The 13,500-nt window shown below is 38.2% G+C and carries 9 protein-coding genes; 6 read left to right on the forward strand and 3 right to left on the reverse strand.

Annotated features, from left to right (window positions below):
* Positions 1-18 precede the first annotated feature (18 nt).
* Complete coding sequence (locus H9N25_RS19100) at positions 19-660, reverse strand: GIN domain-containing protein (RefSeq protein ID WP_190326895.1); 642 nt, start codon at positions 658-660, stop codon at positions 19-21.
* Between the two features lie 291 nt (positions 661-951).
* Between H9N25_RS19100 and H9N25_RS19105 the strand changes: the two genes are divergently transcribed.
* The 4 genes from H9N25_RS19105 (at position 952) to H9N25_RS19120 (ending at position 5,706) form a co-directional block, all read left to right on the forward strand.
* The gene (locus tag H9N25_RS19105) at positions 952-3,741 is read left to right on the forward strand and encodes an outer membrane beta-barrel family protein (protein WP_190326896.1); all 2,790 of its coding nucleotides are present in this window, start codon (positions 952-954) and stop codon (positions 3,739-3,741) included.
* Between the two features lie 5 nt (positions 3,742-3,746).
* Entirely contained in the window at positions 3,747-4,529 is a 783-nt protein-coding gene (locus H9N25_RS19110) for a GLPGLI family protein (protein ID WP_190326897.1), read from the forward strand.
* Between the two features lie 57 nt (positions 4,530-4,586).
* The gene (locus H9N25_RS19115) at positions 4,587-5,156 is read left to right on the forward strand and encodes a Crp/Fnr family transcriptional regulator (protein WP_190326898.1); all 570 of its coding nucleotides are present in this window, start codon (positions 4,587-4,589) and stop codon (positions 5,154-5,156) included.
* 115 nt (positions 5,157-5,271) lie between these two features.
* Complete coding sequence (locus H9N25_RS19120) at positions 5,272-5,706, forward strand: carboxymuconolactone decarboxylase family protein (RefSeq protein WP_167295711.1); 435 nt, start codon at positions 5,272-5,274, stop codon at positions 5,704-5,706.
* Positions 5,707-5,818: 112 nt separating this feature from the next.
* Here the strand turns inward: H9N25_RS19120 and H9N25_RS19125 are convergent, their stop codons facing one another.
* Positions 5,819-7,003, reverse strand: a complete 1,185-nt coding sequence (locus tag H9N25_RS19125) for a class I SAM-dependent rRNA methyltransferase (protein ID WP_190326899.1) — start codon at positions 7,001-7,003, stop codon at positions 5,819-5,821.
* Between the two features lie 137 nt (positions 7,004-7,140).
* Positions 7,141-8,157 (reverse strand): LacI family DNA-binding transcriptional regulator, encoded by a 1,017-nt coding sequence (locus H9N25_RS19130; protein WP_167295713.1) that lies wholly within the window; start codon positions 8,155-8,157, stop codon positions 7,141-7,143.
* Between the two features lie 263 nt (positions 8,158-8,420).
* Here H9N25_RS19130 and H9N25_RS19135 point away from each other — a divergent pair, with 263 nt between their 5' ends.
* Positions 8,421-11,642, forward strand: a complete 3,222-nt coding sequence (locus H9N25_RS19135) for a SusC/RagA family TonB-linked outer membrane protein (protein WP_190326900.1) — start codon at positions 8,421-8,423, stop codon at positions 11,640-11,642.
* 12 nt (positions 11,643-11,654) lie between these two features.
* Positions 11,655-13,496 carry a RagB/SusD family nutrient uptake outer membrane protein gene (locus H9N25_RS19140; RefSeq protein ID WP_190326901.1) on the forward strand — a complete coding sequence of 614 codons (1,842 nt, stop codon included), beginning with the start codon at positions 11,655-11,657 and terminating at the stop codon, positions 13,494-13,496.
* Positions 13,497-13,500: the final 4 nt, after the last annotated feature.

Below are 13,500 nucleotides of genomic sequence, written 5' to 3' on the forward strand. Positions count from 1 at the left end.
GTAAAATATATGATGGAGTTAGAATAGTTTTTCTAGTATATCTACTTGTATATCATCGTAGCGGGATTTGTTGTTGTTTGCTAAAAGTGATTTTCCTGTTAATCTGATACTACTTTCTTGAGCGGTAAAACCGTCCATGTTTATTTTCGATGCTACGCCCAAAACAGCTTGGTGTGTATCGGTAGTGCCTTCCAATTTTAATGATGCGCCATCTTTAATATTTGTTGATAAATTAACCGTATTGGCTTTAATATCTGCCGATGCCTCATCATTTAAAACAATGCTTAGGTTTAACAGGTTGAAATTTCCAGCAGTGTTTACACTTGCAGTATTTGAAGCTTCGATGGCAGTTAAATTGTTTACGTGGGCAATTACGGTTAGGGTATTTTTATCAAAAGAGCTGATCCTAAGTTCTTCGCCCTGCTGTTGCACCAACGCATTTTTGGTATAATACTGATCATAAACCACAACACTTTCTTTGGCATCCTGAACAAGGATCAGTTTCACATTTCCGGAAACTACAATTTTGCTTATGTTTTTAACTTTTGTTAATGCAGTGTAGCTGGTATTATTTTCTGTTGCGTTTGCTACTACTGTTGCGCTGCTTAAAGTAACCATTACTAATGCTGCTGCGAATAAATTTTTGATAGAAGTTTTCATGACCTTAATATTTTTATGTTTATAAATCTTTATTTTAAATCCCTAATTATTAGGTGGTTTTGTAATTAAGACTATATACTATCAAAAACGTTTCAGCCAATTATGGGCTATTATACCATGGGCTTGTATTTATAGACGAACGCCTAATTAACCTATATGAAAAACGATTTGTTGTAAACCTGAAAGATTAAAATGAATTGACTATTAGGCAATAATGTTAAAAAAGGTTAAAGCATTATGCACAACTAACATATTAGTTTTATATTCGGCAAACAAAACAAAATCCTATCTATGAAACGCCTACTACTCTCGCTGTGCTTTTTTATTTTTATCACAACTTATTCCAGGGCGCAGGGTCTACACACGATTAAAGGCCGAACGATTGATACAGCATCGACAACGCTTTTATCAGGAACATCTATTGCCGTTTTAAATGCAAAAGATTCTACTTTGGTAAAATTTACCCGTGCAGCAGAAAATGGCTCATTCGAACTTACTGGCATTAAAAATGGAAAGTTTATCTTATTGGTTTCTTATCCTAAGTATGCAGATTTTGTAGATCATTTTACGCTCGATTCTACCACTCAGGTTAAAGATTATGGAAAAATTAATCTTACCGGGATGGCCAAAATTCTTGCCGATGTAATTATTAAAGGGAACAGAACAGCCATAAAAATTAAAGGTGATACCACAGAGTTTGATCCGAAAGCATATAATATCGAACCTAATTCGAAGGTAGAAGATTTAATTAAACAGTTTCCAGGTTTTCAGATAGATAAGGATGGGAAAATTACAGCTCAAGGCAAAAGTGTCCCAAAGGTATTGGTAGATGGTGAAGAATTTTTTGGTGATGACCCCACGCTGGTAACCAAAAATCTTCGGGCTGATATGGTAGAATCTGTTCAACTTTACGATAAGGCTAGCGATCAGGCTAGTTTTACCGGCATTGATGATGGCGAAAAAACCAAAACACTTAACATTAAACTAAAAGAAGATAAAAAGAACGGCTATTTCGGTAAAGTACAAGGTGGTTATGGCACTAAAGATTTTTATCAGGGTCAGGGAATGTTCAATAAATTTTGGGGCAAAAAGAAATTTTCGGCCTACGGCATTTTAGGCAACAATGGTACAGTAGGTTTAGGTTGGGACGACCGGGATAAATATGGGGGCTCTGGTGGCCTGACGATGAGTGATGATGGTGGAATGTATTTTAGTAGTGGAAGCGATGATTTTGATAGTTATGACGGACAATATAATGGTGAGGGTTTACCTGTAGCCAGAACCGGGGGCTTGCATTTCGATAACAAATGGAACAAAGACAAGGAATCGTTAAATACGAATTATAAAATTGGATCGATCAGAGTTACGGGTAATAGAAATTCGATAAATCAGAACAATTTTTCATCGGTTATTCAGAATAACACCTCGGATCAATCATTTGACAAAGACATGTTCAGACAGAAATTGGATGTGATGTATGAAATCAAAATCGACACCACATTAACGATGAAAGTAAATGTTGATGGCGCATTGAAAAAAAGTAATACCTCAAACCATTTTATAACCGAAACTACTGATGGCAACAATGGGTTCTTAAATTCATCAGATAGAACACTAAGCAATGAGGTGGATGATCAAAATTTTAACATGAACGTTTTATTCACCAAAAAATTAAAGAAAAAAGGGCGTACATTATCATTAAACTTAAATCAATCGATCAACAAAAGTAATAGTGAAGGGTATTTAAATTCGCTTAACAGAAGCTTAGGAAAAGTAGATAGTCTTACCAACCAATTAAAGGCTAACGATATTACTAACAGTGCCTTCAAATTAAATGCAGCTTACACAGAGCCTCTATCTAAAACCTTAACTGTAATTATAAACTATGGTTTAACTTTAATGAACGGAAAATCGGATAGGCTATCCTTTAATCAATCTGGAAGTGGCAAATATGATATTTTAGATACACTCTACAGTAACAACTTTGAACTGAACCAGACCATCAATCAGGCTGGAGCAATTTTCAATTATAAAAAAGGCAAAACCGTTATCAATTTTGGTTCGAAGTTTAGTGGTGTAAATTTTAAGCAGGATGACATTTACCACAACAAAACCTATGTAAGAAACTTTATTAATTATATGCCTCAAGCATCTTATCAATATCGTTTTTCTCAGCAAAAATCGTTTAGAATTAGCTATAACGGTAATACCAATCAGCCCTCACTTGATCAACTTCAGCCAGTAAGGGTAAATGACGATCCATATAATGTTGTGGAAGGAAATCAAGATTTAAGACCATCATTCAGAAGCAATATTAACGCTAATTACAACGCATACAAAGTTTTAACCAATCAATCGGTTTGGTTAAGTGGCTCCTATAGCTTTACTGCAAATCCAATTATTAGCGATGTAACCACTGATGGTGTTGGTAAAAGTACCTATCGTTACATCAATTACAATGATAAAATGCAGACAAATTTCTATTTGTATGGACAGATAAGCAGGAAAGTAAACACGCTTGGCGAGATAAATCTTGGTTTAAACGCAAACGCAAATGGGAGTTCTTCTTATAACTTTATTACCATCAACGATAATAGAACCTTAAATAATACTAAAAACTATACCTACAGTGGGGGTATCAATATTTCGAAATACAAAGATAAAAGTTATAGTTTTTATACCCGCTTTGGCCCAACATACAACATGTCTAGAGCAAGTATTGGTAGGAATAGTGATGGGTGGGGATGGACTGGTTATGCGTCGGGTAATGTGCAATTACCAGGGAAGTTTGAAATATCTACAGATGCAGAATACCAGTACAATGGAAAAACACAAGTGCTTACCGAAAGTTTTGAGCGTCTTATCTGGAATGCATCAGTAAGTAAAAAATTCTTCAAAGCAGAAAATTTAAGATTCTCAGCAACTGTAAATGATATTCTTAACCAGAATATCGGCTTTAATCGTTCGGCCAACAATACAACCATTAGCCAAAGCAGTTATACCACCATAAGGCGGTATTTAATGTTCTCGGTATCATGGGATTTTAGCAAAATGGGCGGCGGTATTAAAACACAAAAATAATTATCATGAAAACTACACTAAAATATATCGTCTTATTTGCTGTTATTTTCATCAGCAACGATCTTTTCGCCCAAAATATACACTTCATAAAAAATGGTGTGATCGAATTTGAGAAAAGATCAAATATGTATGCCTTGATTAAAAAGAGGATCAATAAAGATAATGAGACTTATATGAATCAGGCTTTTGAGCAATATAAAAAGAACAATCCACAGTTTAAAGTTGCCAAAAGCACCTTAAACTTTACCAGTGATAAAAGTTTATATAAGTGGCCAACGGTAGAAGAAACGATGAATAACAATTGGCTATCATCTGATGTTCTGGCTGATTTAAAAAATACAATTGCTACAAATTTCAATCAGCAAACCAGTGCTACACAAAAAAGTGTTTACGAAGACACTTATCTGGTTAAAGATAGCGTGCGTAAAATTAACTGGAAAATTACCGACGAAACAAGAGAAATTGCAGGCTACGAATGCCGCAGGGCAAATGCCATCATTATGGATTCGGTTTATGTGGTGGCTTATTACTCCAACCAAATTGCTGTTTCTGGTGGTCCAGAATCTTTTACCGGATTACCAGGCATGATTTTAGGTTTAGCTTTACCTCACGAAAATGTAACCTGGTTTGCAACTAAAGTAACAGAAGTTGCCGTGCCAGAGAAAGATTTAGCACCGCCTACAAAAGGAAAGCCGACAGATAATAAAGGTTTGAAAGCCATATTACTTGGCGCGATGAAAAATTGGGGCGAATACGCGCATCCCATATATAAGGCTTTTTCACTTTAACACCATAAATTCCATTCTTGTAATTATGCCTATTTTAGCGTAATCAATAGAATAGTAATGTACAGTGCACTTTATAACCACATCAATAGATTCATAGATTTGAATAGCGATGAACAAGAAACCCTTGAGTCGCTACTCAAATCTTTTTCCGTTAAAAAGAAGGCTTTTTTATTAGCGCAAGGACAAACCTGCAGGGCAAATTATTTTGTAGTAAAAGGCTGTTTAAGGCTTTATTTCATTGACATAAAGGGCGCTGAGCAAACCACTCAATTTGCCATAGAAAACTGGTGGATTACCGATCTAACCAGCTTTCTTTTTCAGGAACAATCTGAATTTTATATCCAGGCGGCAGAAGCCACCGAGGTGATTGCCATTGAGCATCATCATTATGATGAAATGTTCCATAAATTACCCAAGCTGGAACGGTATTTTAGGTTGATTCTGCAAAAAAACCACCAGGCATCGCAAAGAAGGATAAAATTCCTGTATAGCCAAACCGCTGAAGAAAGATATCGTCATTTTAATAGTTTATTCCCTGAATTTGTACAGCGTGTGCCACAGTATATGCTGGCTTCTTACCTCGGCTTCACCCCCGAATTTCTGAGTAAAATCAGGGCTAAAAAGTAACTCTTCATTATTCGCTTTTTTTAGGTTACGAATCAACATTTCATTTCTTAAACTACATTAAGTTTTTTGATAGTTAAGTTGCAGACCTTTACATCGTAATCAAAAAACAAATAAAATGGAAAATAGAATCAACATCCAAAAAGTAGAACCTGCAGCTTACCAAGCCATGTATGGTTTAGAGAAATATTTATCAACCAGCAAACTAGATCCAATTCTTTTAGAACTGATTAAAATGCGTGCATCACAAATTAACGGCTGTGCATTTTGCTTAAATATGCACTCAACCGATGCCCGCAAAATAGGTGAAACCGAACAGCGTTTGTATTTATTAAATGCCTGGAGAGAAACAACTTTATTTACGCCGCAAGAAGAAGCTGTTTTAGCTTTAACAGAAGAAGTAACCTTAATTAGCCACCATGTTTCTGATGCAACTTATCAAAAAGCCGCAAGCTTTTTTAACGAACAGGAATTAGCGCAGATTATTATGGCTATAGTTACCATTAATGCCTGGAATAGACTTGCTATTACCGCTAAAGTAATGGTTGGCTAACCAAATGCTGATTTCAGCTTATCACAAAGACACGAGAACACTTGGTTAACATTCAAAATAACTTCGTGTTTTGGTGTCTTTATGCTTTAAAATAGATTAGTAAGTGATAAATTTATAGTACCCTTAACAACAAACCTTTTAAGTACTCTCCTTCTGGAAAAGAAATCCGAACGGGATGATCTTCCGGTTGGCAGAATTGTTTAATAATCTGAACTTCCTTGCCTGCATCAAGCGCAGCCCAGGCAATTATCTGTTTAAAGGTTTCAATATCAACTGCACCCGAGCAAGAGAAAGTAGCCAATAAGCCTCCTTTTTCTAGCAATAGCATACCTAAACGATTTAAATCTTTATAGGCTCTTGCCGCGCGGTCTAATGCCGAACGCGATGGTGCATATTTAGGTGGGTCGAGCACAATCACATCAAACAATTCGCCCGATTCTTTGAAAGCCCGGAGTTGTTTGTTTACATCTGATTGTATCGCTGTTACTTTAGCCGCATCGAATTTGTTTAAGGCTACATTCTGCTTTAATGTTTCAACCGCCAAACCTGAACTATCAACGCTGGTAACGCTAGCGGCATCATTAGCCAGGCTATTCAAGCTAAAACCACCACTATAACTAAAACAGTCTAAAACTTTTTTACCTTTTGTATAACTGGCTAAAATCCTTCGGTTATCACGCTGGTCGCAATAAAAACCAGATTTTTGTCCTTCAGCAATATTGATATTATAAATAATTCCATTTTCTTTTACCTCTAAAAGTTCTGGAGGATTTTCGCCCCAAAGTAATCCATTTTCAATGGGTAAACCTTCGTGGGTGCGAGCGGTTGCATCACTTTTATCAAAAATTCCTTTTGGATTTAATTCGGTTTTTAAAATTTCTACAATTTCTGCTTTCACTTTTTCGATTCCAGAACTTAGAATCTGTAACGATAGGAAATCGGCATACTGATCGACAATTAAACCTGGCACGAAATCGGCTTCACTAAACACTAAACGACAGGTATTGGTCTGCTCGTTTAAAATAAACTGACGTGAAGCAATAGCCTGTTTTAACCGGTTTTGATACCAGCTGGGATCAATAGTTTGTGTTTCGTCCCACTCTAATAAACGAACGGCAACACGCGAATTGCTGTTGAAATATCCATAGGCCAGAAATTCATGATCAAAAGCAAAAACTTTTACTACATCACCATCTTCAGGTTTTCCTTTAACTTTTTCTAATGCGCCAGAAAATACCCATGGATGTCTTTGTAGTGCCGCTTTTTCTTTGCCCTTTTTTAATGTAATTTCTACCATGGTGCAAAGGTAATAATTAGTTTGGAGAGTAGCGTTCGGCGCCTAGCGATAAGCGTTTCATACGAAGCGCGTATCAGAACGTCTGTTAAATCGGAGTGCTTATTTGGATGTAGCGTTAAACGCTTAGTGCTGGGCGCTTACTGCTTTGCCATCTTAACCAGTTCCGTATCCAAAACCTTGGTTTCAAACTCAGTTACAGGCCTTTTAGCCTCGATCATCGAAATCAATAATTCTGTGGCCACCTGTCCCATTTCGAATGCAGGCTGTTTAACTGAGGTTAAGGATGGCGAAAACAGTTCGACTAGATTAGAATTGGTAAAACCCGCTATCGCAATTTTATGTGCCACTTCAGGATTGGTTTTCTTTAGGGCCATAATACAGCCTGTGGTTAAGCGGTCGCTCGAGATAAAAATCCCATCGGGCTTAAGCGGCAAAAGTTCTTTCACCGCTTCTTCAAGTTCTGCGCTGTGCATACCGCCATGCTGGCAATATTTCACCAGTTCGGGTCTAAATTCGATATGATATTTAACCAAAGCCGCTTTATAACCTTTTAACCTTTCTTTCGTTATCGAAAGGTTTTCGGAATTCGTTAAATGGGCAATGGTTCTTTTTCCTGATAAAATAAGATGTTCTGTAGCATCAAAAGAACCCTTAAAGTTATTGGCAATTACTTTATGGGTTTCAAAATCTTCGGGCACCCGATCAAAAAACACAATTGGTAAGCCCTTGGCATATAAATCTCTTAAATAATCGATATCCTGTGTTTCTGAAGAAAGCGCAATTAATAAACCATCAATAGAACGCGATGCCAAGTGTTCTACGTTTAGCTTTTCCTGCTTATACGACTCGTGGCTTTGAGAAATAATAACATGATAATCTTTATCGTAAGCAATTGATTCAATGCCATTTATAACCTGTGAAAAAAAGTTATTCGCAATTTCACTTGCAATAATGCCGATAGAATAGCTACGGCGCTCCTTTAAACTTCTGGCAATCGGATTGGCACGATAATTTACCTTTTCAGCATAGGCTAAAACCAGCTTTTTTGTTTCTTCACTAATTTCGTAACGATCTCTTAAGGCACGGGAAACCGTAGAGGTAGATAGTCCCAATGCTTTAGCAATATCTTTTATGGTAGATGTTTCAAATCTCATTTTTCGTATTGGGTACAAGTTACAAAAAATATCTCTTTAAGGGGATTCACTCACCAATATTAATAAACGTTAAATTAACGTTTTTGGGAACGTTTGCACAGTTTTTTAGTTAAAATTGGTTTCAAACGGTTTTTAGTTTGTAAAATTGTTACCTCAACGTAACCAAATATAAACAAACAATAACATTCCGAAATAGAATTATATTCTATCTGCAAGCGGTTGCAGAATCTTAAAATAACCAAATCACTTCAAATAAATAATTTATGAGCAGAGTTCTACTCTTTTTAGCATTTTTCTCTTTTTTTGGATTATCTGTCGCTCAAGCACAAAACAGACAATTAACAGGAACTGTAAAGGATAAAGCCGACGGGCAGGTACTGGTAGGCGTTAGTGTAAACGTTAAAGATACTAAAATTGCAGCCAGTACCGATGCAAACGGAACCTATAAAATCAATATTCCATCCAATGGTGCCACGGTAACGTTTACTTATGTTGGTTACAAAACCAGGAACGTCACTGTAACCAGCCAAACAAAAGTTGATGTCAGCCTGGAAGAAGATGCAAACAACCTTCAGGAGGTAACTGTAAATGTGGGTTATGGAACGGTTTCAAGGGATAAACTTTCTTCTGCAGTATCGAGTGTAACAGCTAAAGATCTGGCCGATTTCCCGGTAAGCACTGCTGCACAGGCATTGGCAGGGAAACTTGCCGGCGTTTCGGTAACCACAACCGAAGGATCTCCGGGTGCAGAAATCGAGGTTAAAGTAAGAGGCGGAGGTTCATTAACCCAAAGTAATGCCCCGCTTTATATCGTAGATGGGGTTCAGCTGGATAATGCGCTATCGTTGTTATCTCCAAACGAGATCCAATCAATAGATGTATTGAAAGATATTGCTTCGACAGCCATTTATGGTGCGCGTGCGGCTAATGGTGTAGTTATTATTACTACAAAAGGTGGTAAAGAAATGAAAACTGCCGTTTCTTTTGATGCTTATGCAGGTGCAAGGCAGATTGTTAACGAACTATCGGTAATGAATCCTTATGATTACGTTTCTTACCAATACCAACTTTATAATTACAACACTTCGCAGGATGTAAAAGATGCATTTACCAAACGTTATGGCACTTTTGAAGATCTCGACATTTATAAAAATATCCAAAATATCGATTGGCAGGACAAAGTTTTTGGTCGTCAGGCTTTTTCGAATACGCAGGTGGTAAACTTAGCGGGCGGAACCAAAGCCACCACTTTCAATTTTACTGCAAATAATACGCAAGAAGATGGGATTATGCTAAACTCGGGCTATAGACGCACTTTTGCTTCATTTCGTTTCGACCATAAAATTTCCGATAAATTCCGTACGGGCATCAACCTGCGTTACAGCCGTCAGCGAATAGATGGCGTAGGTACTTCGAGCTCCGGATCGCAAGGAACCAACCGTTTACGCAACTCGGTACGTTACCAACCTTACAATGGCGCAGGCGATTCTGGCGATCAATTTGATGCCGATTATGGTGCAACTTTATTAACCAATCCGATTACCTTGGCTAATCAGGAGCTTAAATACGATTACCGAAACGATTTTATCAGCAGCGCCTATTTAAGCTACCAGATCTTAAAAAACCTAAGCTTTAAAAGTACGCTTGGTTTAAACTTTAGCGATCGTAAAACGAATACCTTTAACGGTCCTTTAAGCGGTGTGGCCCGCAATGCAGCGGGTTTACCAGTTGTGGTTTTGGCCAATTCGAGCACTAAAACTCTAACCAATTCCAATACGCTTAATTACCGGCCAAATCTGGGTGGCAAACACGAACTTGATATTTTGATCGGTCAGGAGATCAATCAATCAGACAATAACCAGAACAGCACTACGGTTAAATATTTCCCAGTTAACATTACTGCCGAAGAAGCTTTTGGAAACATTCAGAAAGCCAGCCCCGGCACCGGACAGGTTCAGGATGCACCAACAACTGGCGTAAGCGGATTCAGGTTATTTTCTTATTTCGGAAGGGCCACTTATACTTTCGATAACAAATACATTTTAACCGCTTTGGTAAGGCGCGATGGTTCTTCGCTATTTGCTGCAAATAACCGCTGGGGGACTTTCCCGTCAGCACAATTTGCATGGAGGGCTTCAGAAGAGGGCTTTATTAAAAATGCACAGTTGAACTGGTTGGATAATTTAAAAATCAGGGCGAGTTATGGTTCTGCAGGTAACAACAGGATAGACCCAGATTTATACAAGACGTTGTTTTACACCAATTCGGTAAGTGCCGGTTATGCGGCGAGTGATGCATCCATTACTCCCGGACTTGCCACAATAGCCCTAGCCAATCCTTCGTTAAAATGGGAAACGACCATTTCATTAAACTTTGGTGTTGATTTCAGCTTATTCAAAAACCGTTTATCGGGATCAATTGATGTGTATCAAAACCACGTGAAAAACCTGATCCTAAACGCCGATATTCCATCTATTTTGGGAAATGCATTTCAGCTTCAGAATGTCGGTTCTACACAAAACAGAGGGCTTGAGTTGCAATTAACAGGTTCGATCGTTAAAACCAAAGATTTTACTTACAACAGCAGCTTTAACATCGCTTTCAACAGGAATAAAGTTTTGGGTCTTGCATCAGGCGTTACAGCAGTTAAAGCTGCTTCGGGCTGGGTAAATAATTTAGATGATTTCTATGTTGAAGTGGGTAAACCCGTTGGACAGTTTTATGGCTATGTTTCAAACGGTTTTTATACCCTTGATGATTTCGATCGCGCTACTTACGAATCGACAAACAGATGGGTTTTAAAACCTGGCGTAACGGATAATGCAGCCATTATCGGTAAAGCAACTGTAGCGCCGGGCGATATGAAATTACTAAAAACCACCAACACGGCCAGTAATACAATTACCGTTGATGACAGAACCGTTTTAGGTAATGCACAACCGAAATTTACCGGCGGTTTAAATCAGCAATTTGCTTACAAAGGTTTTGATATGAGCATTTTTGTTAACTTCTCGGTTGGCGGAAAAGAATACAATGCCAATAAAGTTGAGTTTACTTCTCAATATAATGTTAAAGACAATAACCTGTTATCGACAATGAACGACAGGTGGAAATGGTACAATACAAATGGTGCTTTAATTACCAATTGGGATCAGCTTGCTGCTGCCAACGCCGATACGAAAATCTGGACACCCGTTACCAATAACTATTTCTTAACCTCGTACAGTATCGAAGATGCTTCCTATTTAAGGATCACGAATGTTACCCTGGGTTATTCGCTACCTCAAAAACTATTGGCAAGAACCAAAGTAATTAACAAAGTCCGCTTTTATGCTACTGTAAACAACCTTTATACCATTACCGGTTATACTGGTTACGACCCGGAAGCGAGTACGCGCAGAGGCAATCCATTAACGCCGGGCGTAGATTATGCAGCCTATCCGCGTAGCCGTTACATTTTGGCAGGCTTAAATGTTACCTTTTAATTTGAACTGATCATGAACAAAGCATATTTAAAATATAAATTATTGGTGGTGCTGTTAGCTGTAATGGCATTTACCTCGTGCAAAAAATACCTTGATGTAACTTCGCCATCAACCACTTCGCCCGAATCGGCTTTTGGAAGTACATCAAACACCAATGCCGTGTTAATTGGAGTTTACAATAAACTATGTGGCGACAATGGCTATGGCAACCGCTTATCGGCACTTTTTCCTCAAATGGCAGACGACTTTAGAACGTCAGGAAATTATACCAACGGATCAGACCGCAGGGGAATAAGCATGTATGCCGCAACACCGGATAATTCCGACTTATATAACCCTTGGTTGCAGTTATACAGCGGAATTTCGAGGGCTAATTATGCCATTAAATATATTCCGCTATCGCAATTGTACACAAACGGATCGGATGCCGAAAAAGCAGAAATAAAACGTTATTATGGTGAGGCTTTAGCATTAAGGGCGCAGTTTTATGCAGAATTATTGCGTAATTGGGGTGATGTACCAGCATATTTTGATGCGCCTACCGATGTGGAGGATGTATATATTCCAAATGTTAATCGCGATGAAACCTATAACCGTATTATTGCTGATTTAAAAATAGCTGAGGACCTGGTGCCATGGAGAAGTGAATTGCCAAGTTATGGCGATTTCCGTTTTACCAAAGGTGCTATTAAGGGGTTAAGAGCAAGAATTGCCCTGGCAAGGGGAGGTTATTCTTTCCGCGCTACTGAAAATGCAATGGTGAGAAGAGCCGATTACCTTGATTTTTATAAAATAGCTAAAGATGAATGTCTTGACATTATGAATCACAGGGGCGATCACAGCTTAAATCCGAATTTCGAAAATGTTTTTAAAACACTGCACACCACCACCCGTTATGATGATGCCCACGAGCTGATGTTCGAAGTTGGTGCTTTTGGCACCAATGCTTCTACTGATAGTAAAATCGGTTATTACGACGGTCTGGTTTTTGCTGCCGGTTCATCTTATGCTTCGCAGCAGGCAGGTGGAGGGGTAAATGCCATCCCAACTTATTTTTACGAATTCGATCAAATTAAAGATTGCCGCAGAGATGTAACTATTGGTTCGTATCAAATTAATGCTTCTTCATTAAAAGTCCCTGTTCTTCCTACCTCACAAACCAATTCTAAATTCCGCAAATCGTGGACAGCATTTAACAATGCCAGTACTTCTCAAAATTTCTCGATCAACTGGCCGATTCTTCGTTTTGCTGATGTGCTGTTAATGTATGCAGAGGCTGATAACGAAATTAATGGCGCACCATCGGCGGCGGCTATATCAGCACTGCAAGAAGTCCAAAAACGTGCCTATGCGGGTTTCGAAACACAAATTCCAGTCACACCTATGGATAAAACAGGTTTTTTTGATGCTATTGTTAAAGAGCGTTTGTTAGAATTTGGTGGCGAGGGCATCCGCAAATATGATTTAATCAGATGGAATCTTTTACAAATAAAACTTGAAGAAACAAGAGCGAAACTAAGGTTGTTTATGACCAATAGCGGAACTTTTGCCAGTATACCAAAAACGGTTTACTACATTGCATCTGCTTACAATTTATCGCCAAGTGTTACCGAAGTAGCCACAATCAATTTTTATGGCGGCAATGCAAATATCGCATTATTCCAGCCCACAACGGCAACTTCTACACCAACAGGTTATACTTCTCTGGCATGGTCTACCAACATTACTGAAGATGTAATTACCAGTGCAGCGAAAGGTGTTGCCCCAGGTTATGTTCCGGCAAAATCACTGTTCCCATTTCCGGCAACAGCACTTATCCAGAACCCAAAAATTAAACAAAATCCTAGTTATTAACTGC

This window comes from Pedobacter riviphilus, assembly GCF_014692875.1.
Classification (GTDB): Bacteria; Bacteroidota; Bacteroidia; order Sphingobacteriales; family Sphingobacteriaceae; genus Pedobacter; species Pedobacter riviphilus.